The sequence below is a fragment of the Streptomyces parvulus genome (assembly GCF_014648855.1).
Classification (GTDB): Bacteria; Actinomycetota; Actinomycetes; order Streptomycetales; family Streptomycetaceae; genus Streptomyces; species Streptomyces parvulus.
In genome coordinates this window covers 144,352-157,910 of the sequence record NZ_BMRX01000007.1, presented here as the reverse complement: position 1 = coordinate 157,910, position 13,559 = coordinate 144,352, and the positions used below count along the sequence as shown (strand labels likewise).

Annotated in this window: 16 protein-coding genes; 10 read left to right on the top strand and 6 right to left on the bottom strand. The window is 73.1% G+C overall.

Annotated features, from left to right (window positions below):
- Positions 1-3: 3 nt before the first annotated feature.
- The 7 genes from IE108_RS14925 to IE108_RS14895 are packed head-to-tail and all read left to right on the top strand — an operon-like array spanning position 4 to position 3,674.
- Entirely contained in the window at positions 4-267 is a 264-nt protein-coding gene (locus IE108_RS14925; RefSeq protein ID WP_064730636.1) for a gas vesicle protein GvpG, read from the top strand.
- The gene (locus IE108_RS14920; RefSeq protein WP_064730637.1) at positions 264-908 is read left to right on the top strand and encodes a hypothetical protein; all 645 of its coding nucleotides are present in this window, start codon (positions 264-266) and stop codon (positions 906-908) included. Before IE108_RS14925 ends, IE108_RS14920 begins: the two co-directional genes overlap by 4 nt.
- On the top strand, positions 905-2,089 hold the full coding sequence (locus IE108_RS14915; protein WP_064730638.1) for an SRPBCC family protein: 1,185 nt from the start codon (positions 905-907) through the stop codon (positions 2,087-2,089). Before IE108_RS14920 ends, IE108_RS14915 begins: the two co-directional genes overlap by 4 nt.
- Positions 2,086-2,412 carry a gas vesicle protein gene (locus IE108_RS14910; RefSeq protein WP_064730639.1) on the top strand — a complete coding sequence of 109 codons (327 nt, stop codon included), beginning with the start codon at positions 2,086-2,088 and terminating at the stop codon, positions 2,410-2,412. Before IE108_RS14915 ends, IE108_RS14910 begins: the two co-directional genes overlap by 4 nt.
- The gene (locus tag IE108_RS14905; protein WP_064730640.1) at positions 2,409-3,197 is read left to right on the top strand and encodes a GvpL/GvpF family gas vesicle protein; all 789 of its coding nucleotides are present in this window, start codon (positions 2,409-2,411) and stop codon (positions 3,195-3,197) included. The genes IE108_RS14910 and IE108_RS14905 overlap by 4 nt, the downstream gene beginning before the upstream one ends.
- Positions 3,194-3,376 carry a gas vesicle protein gene (locus IE108_RS14900; RefSeq protein ID WP_064730641.1) on the top strand — a complete coding sequence of 61 codons (183 nt, stop codon included), beginning with the start codon at positions 3,194-3,196 and terminating at the stop codon, positions 3,374-3,376. The genes IE108_RS14905 and IE108_RS14900 overlap by 4 nt, the downstream gene beginning before the upstream one ends.
- Position 3,377: 1 nt before the next feature.
- A complete protein-coding gene (locus IE108_RS14895) occupies positions 3,378-3,674 on the top strand; it encodes a gas vesicle protein K (RefSeq protein ID WP_079163724.1) in 297 nt (98 codons plus the stop codon).
- 26 nt (positions 3,675-3,700) lie between these two features.
- On the opposite strand, the gene IE108_RS14890 is transcribed toward IE108_RS14895, so the two are convergent.
- Both IE108_RS14890 and IE108_RS14885 read right to left on the bottom strand, forming a co-directional pair.
- Positions 3,701-4,519, bottom strand: a complete 819-nt coding sequence (locus IE108_RS14890) for a class I SAM-dependent methyltransferase (RefSeq protein ID WP_064730642.1) — start codon at positions 4,517-4,519, stop codon at positions 3,701-3,703.
- A gap of 127 nt (positions 4,520-4,646) precedes the next feature.
- Positions 4,647-6,191 carry a bifunctional phosphatase PAP2/diacylglycerol kinase family protein gene (locus IE108_RS14885; protein WP_064730643.1) on the bottom strand — a complete coding sequence of 515 codons (1,545 nt, stop codon included), beginning with the start codon at positions 6,189-6,191 and terminating at the stop codon, positions 4,647-4,649.
- A gap of 123 nt (positions 6,192-6,314) precedes the next feature.
- Between IE108_RS14885 and IE108_RS14880 the strand changes: the two genes are divergently transcribed.
- Positions 6,315-7,934, top strand: coding sequence for an ABC-F family ATP-binding cassette domain-containing protein (locus tag IE108_RS14880; RefSeq protein WP_064730644.1), 1,620 nt, complete (start codon positions 6,315-6,317; stop codon positions 7,932-7,934).
- A gap of 16 nt (positions 7,935-7,950) precedes the next feature.
- On the opposite strand, the gene IE108_RS14875 is transcribed toward IE108_RS14880, so the two are convergent.
- Positions 7,951-9,072: a baeRF2 domain-containing protein gene (locus IE108_RS14875; RefSeq protein WP_064730645.1), complete on the bottom strand. Its 1,122-nt coding sequence runs from the start codon at positions 9,070-9,072 to the stop codon at positions 7,951-7,953.
- Between the two features lie 61 nt (positions 9,073-9,133).
- Here IE108_RS14875 and IE108_RS14870 point away from each other — a divergent pair, with 61 nt between their 5' ends.
- Positions 9,134-9,412 carry a DUF6158 family protein gene (locus IE108_RS14870; RefSeq protein ID WP_064730646.1) on the top strand — a complete coding sequence of 93 codons (279 nt, stop codon included), beginning with the start codon at positions 9,134-9,136 and terminating at the stop codon, positions 9,410-9,412.
- Positions 9,413-9,448: 36 nt separating this feature from the next.
- On the opposite strand, the gene IE108_RS14865 is transcribed toward IE108_RS14870, so the two are convergent.
- The 3 genes from IE108_RS14865 to IE108_RS14855 form a co-directional block, all read right to left on the bottom strand.
- Positions 9,449-9,991, bottom strand: coding sequence for a type 1 glutamine amidotransferase domain-containing protein (locus IE108_RS14865; protein WP_064730647.1), 543 nt, complete (start codon positions 9,989-9,991; stop codon positions 9,449-9,451).
- A 72-nt stretch (positions 9,992-10,063) separates the two neighbouring features.
- Positions 10,064-10,495, bottom strand: a complete 432-nt coding sequence (locus IE108_RS14860; RefSeq protein WP_064730648.1) for a CBS domain-containing protein — start codon at positions 10,493-10,495, stop codon at positions 10,064-10,066.
- A 20-nt stretch (positions 10,496-10,515) separates the two neighbouring features.
- Entirely contained in the window at positions 10,516-10,914 is a 399-nt protein-coding gene (locus IE108_RS14855) for a DUF2795 domain-containing protein (protein WP_064730649.1), read from the bottom strand.
- 202 nt (positions 10,915-11,116) lie between these two features.
- Here IE108_RS14855 and IE108_RS14850 point away from each other — a divergent pair, with 202 nt between their 5' ends.
- Positions 11,117-13,507: an ATP-binding cassette domain-containing protein gene (locus IE108_RS14850; protein ID WP_064730650.1), complete on the top strand. Its 2,391-nt coding sequence runs from the start codon at positions 11,117-11,119 to the stop codon at positions 13,505-13,507.
- Positions 13,508-13,559 lie beyond the last annotated feature (52 nt).

Genomic DNA, 13,559 nt, shown 5'->3' with positions numbered 1-13,559 from the left:
GACGTGGGACTGATCTCAGAGGTCCTGCTGCTGCCGTTCGCCCCGGTGCGCGGCAGCGCCTGGGCCATCAGACAGGTGATGAACGAGGCCGAGCGGATCTACTACGACCCCGCCACGGTCCGGGCCGAACTAGCCCGTCTGGAAGAGCAGCTGGAGGCCGGTGAGATCACGGAGGAGGAGTTCGACCGGCAGGAGGACGAGCTTCTGGACCGGCTGGAGATCGCTTCGCGCACGAGCGCGGGATTGGGCAACGGGACGGCACCATGAATCGAGTGGGACTTGGCCTCGCGGTAGGGGCCGGATATCTGCTGGGACGCACCAAGAAACTGAAGCTGGCGGTCGCCGTGGGCACCATGGTGGCCGGCAAGAAGATGAACCTGACCCCCAAGGGGATCGCCGAACTGGTCAGTACGCAGCTGCAGAACAACCCCCAGTTCAAGGAGATCGGGGACCAGCTGCGCACCGACCTCAGGGGCGTCGGCAAGGCGGCCTCGGGCGCCATGGTCGAGCGTCAGATAGACGCGCTGGCCAACCGGCTGCACGGGCGCACCGCCGAGGTCCGCGACCAGCTCTCCGGCGTGACGTCCCAGGTTCCGGGCGTCGGCTCGGACGACTCCGAGGTCTCGGAGGACTCGGAGGAGTACGACGAGCGCGACGACGACGAGCGCGCCGAGCGTGACGACGACGACCGCGACGAGCGCGACGACGACCGCCGCGAGGCCGAGGCCCCGCGCAAGACGGCCAGGAAGGCGCCCGCGAAGAAGGCGTCGGCGAAGAAGGCACCCGCCAAGAAGACCGCGGCCAAGCGGGCCCAGCCCGCCAAGAAGGCGGCGGCCAAGAAGGCGTCCGGTGCCAGGGGCGCCGCCCGCGGTGCCGCCCGACAGACGAAGGGCGGTGGCGAGCGATGAGCGACACCCTGGGATCCGCCGCCTCCACGGCCGGCAAGGCCGCGAAGAAGAACCCGCTGACGGAGGTCGCGCAGAGCGAGGCCGCCGACCGCCTGAAGGCCGAGGTGCAGGAGTACTTGGCCGCCCAGGTCACCCGGCTGCTGACCGGCGTCGGCACCAAGCTCGGCGAGACCACGGGCAAGCTCAACGACATAGCCGACGGCAAGAGCCCCGGCTTCGCCAAGCTCGCCCTCGACGGCGGACGCAAGCTCGCCGAGGGCAAGAGCCCGATGCGGGCCGCGTTCGAGGTCGGCGCGGGCAAGGTCAAGGACAACGTGGTCGGCGCCTTCAAGAACCTCACCGGGGGCAAGGGCCGCAAGAAGGGCGGCGGCGGCCAGAAGCCGACGGTCATCCTCGAGTACGTCGACGTCGGCGTGCCGGTGCGCACCGCCTACGACCAGTGGACGCAGTACCAGGACTTCAGCACCTTCGCCAAGGGCGTCAAGAGCGCGAGCCGCGCCGACGACACGTCGTCCGACTGGCAGATGAAGGTCTTCTGGTCCAACCGCAGCTGGAAGGCGAAGACCACCGAGCAGGTGCCGGACGACCGGATCTCCTGGTCCTCGGAGGGCGCCAAGGGCACCACCAAGGGTGTCGTCACCTTCCACGAGCTGGCCGACAACCTGACCCGGGTGATCCTGGTCATCGAGTACTACCCCAAGGGCCTCTTCGAGAAGACCGGCAACATCTGGCGCGCCCAGGGCCGCCGGGCCCGCCTGGACCTGAAGAACTACGTCCGGCACATCACCCTCAAGGGCGAGGCCGACGACGGCTGGCGCGGCGAGATCCGCGACGGCGAGGTCGTCCGCAGCCACGAGGACGCCGTGGCGGAGGAGGAGCAGGAGCAGGAGGAGGGTCAGGAGCCCGAGGCCGAGGAGGAGTACGAGGGCGAGGAAGAGGCGCCGTACGCCGAGGAGGAGGGCGAGGCGGACGCCGAGTACGAGGAGGAGCCCGAGGAATCCGAGGAGGAGCCCGAGGGCGAGTACGAGGAAGAGGAGTACGAGGAGGAGCCGGAGGGCGAGTACGACGAGGAGGCCGAGGAGGCCGAGGAGCCCGAGGACTCCGACGACAAGGAAGCCGGGGGGGACGAGTACGCGTCCCGTGAGGAGCACGAGGACGCCGACAGCGGGAGTCGTCGATGACCACACCCAGCCGGCTGCCCGATCCCTATGGCCAGGGACAGAGCGCCAACCTCGCCGACATCCTGGAACGGGTGCTCGACAAGGGCGTCGTCATCGCGGGCGACATCAAGATCAACCTGCTCGACATCGAGCTGCTGACCATCAAGCTCCGGCTCGTGGTCGCCTCGGTGGACAAGGCCAAGGAGATGGGCATCGACTGGTGGGAGAGCGACCCCGCGCTCTCCTCGCGCGCCCGGCACGACGAACTCACCCGTGAGAACGCCGAGCTGCGCGAACGCCTGCGTGAGCTGGACCCGGGCCGCGTACCGAAGGAGGCGTCGTGAGCGGACTGCGGTACGTCTACGCCGTCTGCCGCCCCTTCGGCGCGGCCCTCCAGGCCCAGCTGACCGGCGTGGCGGGCGACCCGCCAAGGCTGCTGGCCCACGGCGACCTGGTCGCGGTCGTGAGCCGGGTGCCCGAGGCCGACTTCGGCGAGGAGGCCCTGCGCGCGCACCTGGAGGACCTGGACTGGCTGGCCGGCACGGCCCGTGCCCACCAGCAGGTGATCGACGCGCTCACCGCCGTCACCACCCCGCTGCCGCTCCGGCTGGCGACCGTCTTCCGGGACGACAGCGGGGTGCGGACGATGATGGAGCGTCGCGAGGACGCCTTCCGGCGCACCCTCGACCGGCTGGAGGGGCGCGTGGAGTGGGGCGTGAAGGTGTTCGTCGAGGCGGAGCCGGAGCGGCCCGCCGCGGCGGAGCCCGCTCCGAGGCCCGTCACGGGCCGCGACTACCTGCGCCGGCGGCGCGAGCAGTCGCGGGCGGGCGAGGACCTGTGGACCCGCGCCGAGGGGTTCGCCACCGGCCTGCACTCGACGCTGTCGTCGCTGGCCGACGACGCGCGGCTGCACGCGCCGCAGAACCCCCGGCTGTCCGGCGCCGCCGGGCGCAACGTCCTCAACGCCGCCTACCTCGTGCGGCGCGACGCCTCCGAGGAGTTCGTGGAGCGGGTCGACCGGACGAAGGACGACGCCCCCGGCATCCGCGTGGAGCTCACCGGCCCCTGGGCCGCCTACTCGTTCGCGGGTGACGCCGCCGGCGAGGAGGAAGCGGGGGCCGGGTCATGACCGTCGTGGAACGCCGGGAGATCGCCCTCGTGGATCTGCTCGACCGGCTGCTGGCGGGCGGCGTCGTCATCAAGGGCGACGTCACGCTGCGGATCGCGGACGTGGATCTGGTCCGGATCGATCTGAACGCGCTGATCAGCTCGGTCAACAGCAACGTCCCCTCGCCGTTCGGGGACTGACGTGAGCGACGAGCACCCCGAGCCCCGCAGGCGCATCGACCTCGACCCCGACACGGTCGAGCGGGACCTCATGAAGCTGGTCCTCACGGTGGTCGAGCTGCTGCGCCAGCTCATGGAACGCCAGGCGCTGCGCCGGGTCGACGAGGGCGGCCTCAGCGAGGAGCAGGAGGAGCGCATCGGCCTCACGCTGATGCTCCTCGACGACCGGATGACCGAGCTGCGCGACCGGTACGGGCTGCGGCCCGAGGACCTGAACCTGGACCTCGGACCGCTCGGACCGCTGCTGCCCCGGGACTGAGCGTCCCGGGGCCGCGGCCCGCCCGTTCACTCCTTGCGGCACAGGACCTCGCCGTGCAGGACGGCGAACCAGGCCTCCGGCCGTTCCCCCCACTCGCGCCAGGCCGCCGAGACGGCCGCCAGCTGCCCGGCGGTCGCGTGGCCGCCCTCGGTCGCGCGGTCGGCGTACGCCGACGCCAGGGTCCGGTCCGCCCACAGCCCGCTCCACCACGCGCGCTCGTCCGCGGTGGCGAAGGTCCAGGTCGCGGAGGTCGCCGTGACATCCGTGAAGCCGGCCCGCAGGGCCCACGCCCTCAGCCGGCGCCCGGCGTCGGGCTCGCCGCCGTTGGCGCGGGCCACCCGCCGGTACAGGTCCAGCCAGTCGTCCATGCCGGAGGAGGCGGGGTACCAGGTCATGGCCCCGTAGTCCGAGTCCCGGACGGCGACGATGCCGCCGGGCCGCACCACCCGCCGCATCTCGCGCAGCGCCCCCACCGGATCCCCCACGTGCTGGAGCACCTGGTGGGCGTGGACCACGCAGAACGTGTCGTCCGGGTAGTCCAGCGCGTGCACGTCGCCCACCGCGAAGTCGGTGTTGCCCAGTGCGCGCTCCGCCGCCGTGTCCCGGGCCCGTTCGACGATCTCCGGTGCCCGGTCCAGGCCGGTGACGTGCCCGTCCGGCACCAGTTCCGCCAGGTCCCCGGTGATGGTGCCGGGACCGCAGCCGACGTCCAGGACCTTCATGTGCGGCCGCAGGGAGTCCAGCAGATAGGCGGCGGAGTTGGCGGCGGTGCGCCAGGTGTGCGAGCGGAGCACGGACTCGTGGTGCCCGTGCGTGTAGACGGCGGTCTCCCGAGGCTTCGGCATGGTGGATCCCCTCTCCGGCGGTGCGCTCACGCTACGCCCGCCCGCCGAATGGTGAGACCCGCGTATTGCATCGTGGACTGACAGACCATCAGGACGGACCGTAGGGACGGGTCGTCAGGACGGACCGTCAGGACGGGTCGTCTCCGGGGCCGGTCCGGTCCGTCAGGGAGAGCAGCCCGCCCTCGCCCGGAAGCGGCCGGTACACCGTGAGCGCCTCCGGCAGCTTCTCCAGCGTCAGGTCGCCCTCGGTCTCCGTCAGCTCACCGTCGAACGCCATCAGCGTGCCCGGTGCCACCCCCGACAGCCGCAGCCGGGGCACCTGCACCGCGGCGTGGGCGGGGGAGCGGGTCAGCGGACCCGCGAGCGCCGCCGACAGCAGCCGCAGCGCGGGCCGGCGCCCGCCGTGCACCACCCGCACGTCCAGCTGCCCGTCCGCCAGGTCCAGCCGGCGGCCCGAGGCGAGCCCCCTGCGGTGGTACGTCCCGTTGCCCGCGAACAGCAGCCACAGCGGACGCCGCCGGCCGCGCACCTCCGCCTCCAGCGGGTGCCGGTCCGCGCGCAGCACCCGCACCGCCGCCAGCACCCCGGCCGGCCAGCCGCCGATCTTCGACGACCAGTGCTCCCGCTCGCGCACCAGCTCCGGGTACACGCCCAGGCTGAAGGTGTTGAGGAAGACGCCGCTGCGCCCGCCGGAGGCGAACCGGCCCACGTCCACCCGCACCCCCTCGCCCCGCTCCAGCGCCCCGCACAGGTCGCGCACGTCCTCCACGCCCAGGTCGTAGGCGAAGTGGTTGAGCGTCCCGCCCGGCAGCACCGCCAGCGGCAGGCCGTGCCGCAGGGCGACCTCGGCCGCGGCGTTCACGGTGCCGTCGCCGCCGCACACGCCGAGCACCCGGGCGTGGTCCGCCGCCTTCTCCAGCTCCGCCGGTATGTCCCCGGGCTCGCACTCCACCACCTCGGCGTCGGGCAGCGCGTCGCACAGCGCCCGCACCCGGTCCGAGGTGCCCGAGGCGACGTTGGCCACCATCACGAGCCCCTCACCGCCGGGCAGCGCCGGCACCTCGGCCAGCGGCCGGGCCGGCGGGATGTGCTGGGCGCGGGTCGGCACCAGAGCCCGTACGGCGAACGCGGCGCCCGCCCCGAGCGCGGCGCCCGCCACCACGTCGCTCGGGAAGTGGACGCCGGTGTAGACGCGCGAGAGGGCCACCGCCGCGGCCACCGGTGCCACCGCCGCACCCCACGCCGGGGACTCCAGCGCGACCCCGGTCGCGAACGCGGCCGCCGACGCGGAGTGGCCCGACGGGAACGACGTCGTGATCGGCTGCCGCTTCAACTGCCGGACCCGCGGCACCGCGTCCAGCAGCGGCCGGGCCCGGCGCACCGAGCGCTTGCCGAGGGTGTTGATCGTCAGCGAGGCGAGGCCCAGCGAGGCCAGGCCCCGCGCGGCGGCCCGCCGGGCCCTCGGGGTGCGGGACGCGGCCAGCGCCGCGGCCACCCCGAACCACAGCACGCCGTGGTTGGCGGAACGGCTCAGCCGGGGCAGCAGCGGGTCGGCGCCGGGCCAGGTGCGGGCGGCGACGGCCTCGAACGCCCGCTGGTCCAGCCGCAGGAAACCGTTGCGGAGGGGGTGCGGGCCGGGCGTCAGGGCGGTGAGGTCTACGTCGGGGCTCATGCCCCCCGCCTACCCGGTGCGCGGCGTTTTCTGCCGGTGGCGCTCGCCACGTCGGCCCGCGCGGGAGAGGCCCTCCGTAATCGGTTTGCCCGGGGCGGGGCCCGCCCCGCAGAATCCGGTGCCATGGGTCATCTCGAAGCCGCGCACCTGGAGTACTACCTCCCCGACGGGAGGGCGCTGCTCGGCGACGCCTCCTTCCGGGTGGGGGAGGGGGCCGTGGTGGCCCTCGTCGGACCCAACGGGGCGGGCAAGACCACCCTGCTCCGGCTGCTGTCCGGGGAGCTGAAACCGCACGGCGGGACCGTCACCGTCGGCGGCGGCCTCGGGGTGATGCGGCAGTTCGTGGGCTCCGTCCGGGACGAGACGACCGTACGGGACCTGCTCGTGTCCGTGTCCCCGCCCCGCATCCGCGAGGCCGCGCGCGCCGTGGACACCGCCGAGCACGCGCTGCTCACCGTGGACGACGAGGCCGCCCAGATGCGCTACGCGCAGGCGCTGGCCGACTGGGCCGAGGCCCAGGGGTACGAGGCCGAGACCCTGTGGGACATCTGCACCACCGCCGCCCTGGGCGTGCCCTACGAGAAGGCGCAGTGGCGGCGGGTGAGCACCCTCTCCGGCGGTGAGCAGAAGCGCCTGGTGCTGGAGGCCCTGCTGCGCGGCACCTACGAGGTGCTGCTGCTCGACGAGCCGGACAACTACCTCGACGTGCCCGGCAAGCGCTGGCTGGAGGAGCGGCTGGCCGAGACCCGCAAGACCGTGCTGTTCGTCTCCCACGACCGGGAGCTGCTCGCCCGCGCCGCCCAGAAGATCGTCTCCCTGGAGCCCGGCCCCGCGGGCGCCGACGCCTGGGTGCACGGCGGCGGCTTCGCCACCTTCCACGAGGCCCGCCGCGAGCGCTTCGCCCGCTTCGAGGAACTGCGCCGCCGCTGGGACGAGAAGCACGCCCAGCTCAAGAAGCTCGTCCTGACGCTGCGCCAGGCCGCCGCGGTCAGCCACGACATGGCCTCCCGCTACGCCGCCGCGCAGACCAGGCTGCGCAAGTTCGAGGAGGCCGGGCCGCCGCCCGAGCCGCCGCGCGAGCAGGACATCAGGATGCGTCTGAAGGGCGGCCGCACCGGCGTCCGCGCCGTCACCTGCGAACAGCTGGAACTCACCGGCCTCATGAACCCCTTCGACCTGGAGGTCTTCTACGGGGAGCGGGTCGCCGTCCTCGGCTCCAACGGCTCCGGCAAGTCGCACTTCCTGCGCCTGCTGGCCGGCGAGGAGGTGGCGCACACCGGTCACTTCAAGCTCGGGGCGCGGGTGCTGCCCGGACACTTCGCGCAGACCCACGCCCATCCCGAGCTGCTCGGCCGCACCCTCCTGGACATCCTGTGGACCGAGCACTCCCAGGACCGGGGCGCCGCCATGTCGAGGCTGCGCCGCTACGAGCTGACCCAGCAGGCGGAGCAGACCTTCGACCGGCTCTCCGGCGGCCAGCAGGCCCGCTTCCAGATCCTGCTCCTCGAACTCCAGGGCGTCACCGCCCTGCTGCTCGACGAGCCGACCGACAACCTCGACCTGGAATCGGCCGAAGCCCTCCAGGAGGGCCTGGAGGGCTTCGAGGGCACAGTCCTCGCCGTCACCCACGACCGCTGGTTCGCCCGCTCCTTCGACCGCTACCTCGTCTTCGGCAGCGACGGACGCGTCCGCGAGACACCGGAACCGGTCTGGGACGAGCGGCGGGTCGAGCGGGCCCGGTAGGCACCGGCCGGGGCGGTCACTTCCAGCGCAGCAGCGCCCCCAGACCGCCCACCGGGGACTTGTCCGCCGCCTCGGACGGCAGCGCCGGCGTCACCGAGACCGCCGGCGCGCCGGTCATCACCGCCGACCGCAGCAGCGCGTCGTCCGCACGGGCCGACCAGGAGTTCTGCTCGCCGAGCGTCTTCAGCTCCGTACGGCGCACGGCGAGCTGGTCGGCGTCCTCGCCGATCCACACCTCCCGGTGGGTGTCGGGGGCGTCCGGGACGACGAGCAGTTCGTCGATGCGGTGCTCCCGGGCCGCCTCCACCAGCGCGGGCACGCCCTCGGCGGCGCCCGCCCGGCCCTCGCCGTCCGGCGTCCGCGCGGCGAGGAAGCGGTCCAGCTCCGCCCGCGCGCGCGAACGCACGTGGTCCTCGCGCAGCCCCTCCACCTCGTCGTCCAGCAGCCTGCTGCCGGCGCCGCGCGAGGCCTCGGCCACCCGGTCCTGGAGCCGCTTGGGCAGCCGCTCGTGCACGGACCGCCGCTCGCGGTCGTCACCGACCAGGATCAGCAGGTCGGCACCGGTCTGCTCCTGGGACACGGCGAGGGCGTCCGCGATCTCCGCCGCGTTGTGCTCCCAGGTGTTCTCCACCCGCAGCTGGAAGTGGCGCTCCGACCAGTCGGCGCTGCTCGTGCGGTGCAGCGGCCACTGCCTGCCGGTCACCCCGCCCGCGTCCGAGCTGCCCAGCGCGCCGCGCAGCTCGAAGTCGGCGCCCTTGCGGTCGATGTACGCCACCACGCACACCGGGTCCTGGCCGGCCAGGTCGAGCAGCGGCGCGACGTGCGGCAGCGGCGCCCAGTCCGCGGTGGTCCCGCCGTACGGGGGCCGGGCCAGCCGGGGATCGAGGACCACCTTCCCGGCGCGCGCGAACAGCGCCCGGCCGTGCGGGTCGGAAGCGTGCCGCAGAGCGTCCACGGCCTCCCGGACCGCCCGGCAGGTGGCGTCGTCGGCGCCCTGCTCCGCCAGTTCCCGGGCCACCGCGGCGGCCGTCAGCTCGCGCTCGTGCGGGGTGTCCTCCGTGTGCCGGGACAGGTCGACGTACACGGAGGCCCAGGGCCCCTGGTGCTCGTAGAGGGGGTGCAGGAACGCGAGGTCCATGGCGCTCTCCCGGGTGGGCGCTCGAGGGTGGCAGTGCTGCGGGGGCGGGTACCCGGACCGCATGAACGAACACGACATAGCCGCCATAGGGGGCACGATGACCGGTGTGGACCCGGGCCGGCTGGACGACCAGCAGCTCATGAAGGAGCTGGAGACCATCCACCGCACGCGCCACGACACCCTGCTGTACGGGTCCAACGACGCGCTGCGGGCCCACAACGACCGCATGGCGCGCCTGGAGGGCGAGTGGCTGCGCCGCAATCCGCGGCGCCCGGTCGCCCCGGGCCGCACCCGCGAGGGCGCCCGCGAACGCGGCTGCGGCCGGCCCGTCACCCCCTGAGGAACGGGGCGCCGGACCGGCCGCGGGACGCTCCGGTCAGCCGGCCGCCTTGGCGAACTCGGCGAGGAAGGTCTCGCAGAACGCCTTCAGGTCGTCCGGCTTGCGGCTGGTGACCAGGGTGCTGTCGCCGTGGTCGCAGACCTTGACCTGCTCGTCCACCCAGGTGGCACCGGCATTTCGCAGATCGGTGCGGAGACTGGGCCAGGAGGTCAGCACCCGGCCGCGCACGACGTCCGCCTCGATGAGGGTCCACGGCGCGTGGCAGATCGCCGCCACCGGCGTGCCCCGTGCGAAGAAGTCCCTGACGAACGCCACGGCCTTCTCGTCGGTCCGCAGGAAGTCGGGGTTGGCCACCCCGCCGGGCAGCACCAGCCCGCCGAACGAGTCGGCGGACGTCTCGCCCACCACCTCGTCCACGGAGAACGTGTCCGCCTTGTCCAGGTGGTTGAATCCCTGAACCTTTCCGGACTGCGTGGACACGAGCACCGGCTCGTGACCCGCGTCCTTCGCCGCCTGCCACGGCTCGGTCAGTTCGACCTGTTCCACGCCCTCGGGCGCGGTGAGGAATGCGATGCGCATGGGGTTCGGGTTCCTTTCCTGGCGCGCCGGCCGGTGTCGCCGCCCGCGCGCGTATGTCTCGTCCGGCCCGGGTCAGGCCCCGGACCGGGTGTCCGGTTCCGGCCGGGTGATGCGCGCGGGCGCGGATCCGGGGTCCGGAGCCTCCGGCAGATCACCGAGGCCCACCGTCCCGACGGGCAGACCGTCCTCGACGACCGGCACCCGGCGCAGGCCGTGCTCCCGCAGCAGCGCCGCCGCCCGCGCGACGGGGTCGTCCGGGGCCACCGAGGGCGGGTCGCGATCACAGACCGCCCCGGCGCTCACCGCCATCGGGTCGACGCCCCGCGCCACCGCCCGCACCGCGATGTCGCGGTCGGTGAGCATGCCGACGACCTCCTGCCCGTCCGCGACCACCACGTCGCCGACGTTCTGGGTACGCATCAGCCGCGCCGCCTCGACCAGCGAGGACCCCGGGCGGACGGCGGCCACGCCCGGGGTCATCACGTCCTTCACACGGTCGGTCACGGGACCGCTCCTTGCGGCGCCTACGCGCCGCCCGGTCGCGTCGGGCCGGCCTCGGTGAGGGCCACCGCCAGTTCCTGGACGTTGCCGTAGCGCGCCCGGTCCGGCAGCCGGTCCACTTCCCCGACCAGGGCGTCGGGCGCGTTGCCGTGGCGCAGGGTGCGGGTCAGTTCCCGCGGCCCCGCGGGAAAGCTGCCCCGGGTCAGGTTCCGGGCCAGTTCGAGCCGCAGGGCCTCCAGGTACGTCGGTCCGCGGCCCGGCGTCACGGGCCCGTGGGTGACGTCCGGATCGTCCTCCGCCGGCGGCTCCGGGCCGTGCCACTCCTCGGTGCGGGTGGGATGCCCGGACCTGAGCAGACCCTGGAGCTCGTGCTTCATCTCGTCGTCGCGGTGGGCGCTCATCCGGTCGCTGCCTCGCTGCATGTCTCCCTCCAGATCTTCAGGGGTGCCGCCCGCGTACCCGGACGCCGACGGCCGACACGGATCCACCCGGACGAGTCCCTTCCGATTCCCGCCGCGCGGCACCGGATCAGTAATCGAGAAGCGCGCGCCCCGCCGCCCCCTCTAGCGTGTGGAACACGCGGGCGGCAGCCTTCGCACGAACCCCAGGACGGACGGAGACACGATGAGCAGCGCCAAGAGGACGGACGGCGGAGCGCCCGCGCCCCATGTCGCCGACAGTCACGACCTCATCCGCGTGCACGGCGCCCGCGAGAACAATCTGAAGGACGTGAGCATCGAGATCCCCAAGCGCCGCCTGACGGTCTTCACGGGGGTCTCCGGTTCGGGCAAGAGCTCGCTGGTGTTCAACACCATCGCCGCCGAGTCGCAGCGGCTGATCAACGAGACCTACAGCGCCTTCGTGCAGGGCTTCATGCCGACCCTCGCGCGACCCGAGGTCGACGTGCTCGAAGGCCTGACCACCGCGATCATCGTCGACCAGCAGCGGATGGGTGCCGACCCCCGCTCCACCGTCGGCACCGCCACCGACGTCAACGCGATGCTGCGCATCCTCTTCAGCCGCCTCGGCGAGCCCCACATCGGTCCGCCGAGCGCCTACTCCTTCAACACCGCCTCGGTCCGGGCGAGCGGCGCGATCACCGTGGAGCGCGGCAACAAGAAGGCGGTCAAGGCCACCTACGAGCGCACCGGCGGCATGTGCACCCGCTGCGAGGGCCGCGGCAGCGTCTCCGACATCGACCTCACCCAGCTCTACGACGACTCCAAGTCGCTCGCCGAGGGCGCCTTCACCATCCCCGGCTGGAAGTCCGACAGCCAGTGGACCGTGCAGGTGTACGCCCAGTCCGGCTTCGTCGACCCCGACAAGCCGATCCGCGAGTACACCGAGAAGCAGCTCCGGGACTTCCTGTACGGCGAGCCGGTCAAGGTGAAGGTCAACGGCGTCAACCTCACCTACGAGGGCCTGATCCCGAAGATCCAGAAGTCCTTCCTGTCCAAGGACAAGGAGGCGATGCAGCCCCACATCCGGGCCTTCGTGGAGCGCGCCGTCACCTTCACGGTCTGCCCCGAGTGCGACGGCACCCGCCTGAGCGAGGGCGCCCGCTCCTCGAAGATCGGCAAGATCAGCATCGCCGACGCCTGCGCCATGGAGATCCGGGACCTGGCCGACTGGGTGCGCGACCTCGACGAACCCTCCGTGGCACCGCTGCTCGGCGCGCTGCGCGACGCCCTCGACTCGTTCGTCGAGATCGGCCTCGGCTACCTCTCGCTCGACCGGCCCGCCGGCACCCTCTCGGGCGGCGAGGCGCAGCGCGTCAAGATGATCCGCCACCTCGGCTCCTCGCTCACCGACACCACGTACGTCTTCGACGAGCCCACCATCGGACTGCACCCGCACGACATCCAGCGGATGAACGACCTGCTGCTGCGGCTGCGGGACAAGGGCAACACCGTCCTGGTCGTCGAGCACAAGCCCGAGGCCATCGCCATCGCCGACCACGTGGTGGACCTCGGCCCCGGCGCCGGCACGGCGGGCGGCACCGTCTGCTTCGAGGGCACTGTCGAGGAGCTGCGGGCCGGCGACACCGTCACCGGGCGCCACCTCGACGACCGGGCCGCCCTCAAGGACTCGGTCCGCGCGTCCACCGGTGCCCTGGAGATCCGCGGCGCCACCACGCACAACCTCCAGGACGTCGACGTCGACGTCCCGCTCGGCGTGCTCTGCGTGGTCACCGGCGTGGCCGGCTCCGGCAAGAGCTCGCTGATCCACGGCTCGGTCCCGGCCGGCGCCGACGTCGTCTCGGTCGACCAGAGCCCGATCAAGGGCTCGCGGCGCAGCAACCCCGCCACCTACACCGGACTGCTCGAACCGATCCGCAAGGCCTTCGCCAAGGCCAACGGCGTCAAGCCGGCCCTGTTCAGCGCCAACTCCGAGGGCGCCTGCCCCACCTGCAACGGCGCCGGCGTCATCTACACCGACCTCGCCATGATGGCCGGGGTCGCCGCCCCCTGCGAGGACTGCGAGGGCAAGCGGTTCCAGCCCGCGGTGCTGGAGTACCGCTTCGGCGGCCGGGACATCAGCGAGGTGCTCGCCATGTCGGTCGCCCAGGCCGAGGAGTTCTTCGGCTCCGGCGAGGCGCGCACCCCCGCCGCGCACAAGATCCTCGAACGGCTCGCCGACGTCGGCCTCGGCTACCTCACCCTCGGCCAGCCCCTCACCACGCTCTCCGGCGGCGAGCGCCAGCGGCTCAAGCTGGCCACCCACATGGGCGACAAGGGCGGCGTCTACGTACTCGACGAGCCCACCACCGGCCTGCACCTCGCCGACGTGGAGCAGCTCCTCGGGCTGCTGGACCGTCTCGTGGACGCCGGCAAGTCGGTCATCGTCATCGAGCACCACCAGGCCGTCATGGCGCACGCCGACTGGATCATCGACCTCGGCCCCGGCGCCGGCCACGACGGCGGCCGCGTCGTCTTCGAGGGCACCCCCGCCGACCTCGTCGCCGACCGTTCCACCCTCACCGGCGAGCACCTCGCGGCCTACGTGGGCGCCTGACCGCCGGCCCACGGCGCCGGTACCGCCGGCGGCCGGCGCTGTGGGATCGTGG

Bases quoted from the DNA above. Each gene is read 5' to 3' on its own strand.
- IE108_RS14915 (WP_064730638.1), top strand. From the start codon at position 905: ATGAGCGACACCCTGGGATCCGCCGCCTCCACGGCCGGCAAGGCCGCG.
- IE108_RS14910 (WP_064730639.1), top strand. From the start codon at position 2,086: ATGACCACACCCAGCCGGCTGCCCGATCCCTATGGCCAGGGACAGAGC.
- IE108_RS14885 (WP_064730643.1), bottom strand. From the start codon at position 6,191: ATGAGCCCCGACGTAGACCTCACCGCCCTGACGCCCGGCCCGCACCCC.
- IE108_RS14870 (WP_064730646.1), top strand. From the start codon at position 9,134: ATGAACGAACACGACATAGCCGCCATAGGGGGCACGATGACCGGTGTG.
- IE108_RS14850 (WP_064730650.1), top strand. From the start codon at position 11,117: ATGAGCAGCGCCAAGAGGACGGACGGCGGAGCGCCCGCGCCCCATGTC.
- IE108_RS14920 (WP_064730637.1), top strand. From the start codon at position 264: ATGAATCGAGTGGGACTTGGCCTCGCGGTAGGGGCCGGATATCTGCTG.
- IE108_RS14865 (WP_064730647.1), bottom strand. From the start codon at position 9,991: ATGCGCATCGCATTCCTCACCGCGCCCGAGGGCGTGGAACAGGTCGAA.
- IE108_RS14890 (WP_064730642.1), bottom strand. From the start codon at position 4,519: ATGCCGAAGCCTCGGGAGACCGCCGTCTACACGCACGGGCACCACGAG.
- IE108_RS14880 (WP_064730644.1), top strand. From the start codon at position 6,315: ATGGGTCATCTCGAAGCCGCGCACCTGGAGTACTACCTCCCCGACGGG.
- IE108_RS14855 (WP_064730649.1), bottom strand. From the start codon at position 10,914: ATGCAGCGAGGCAGCGACCGGATGAGCGCCCACCGCGACGACGAGATG.
- IE108_RS14900 (WP_064730641.1), top strand. From the start codon at position 3,194: ATGACCGTCGTGGAACGCCGGGAGATCGCCCTCGTGGATCTGCTCGAC.
- IE108_RS14875 (WP_064730645.1), bottom strand. From the start codon at position 9,072: ATGGACCTCGCGTTCCTGCACCCCCTCTACGAGCACCAGGGGCCCTGG.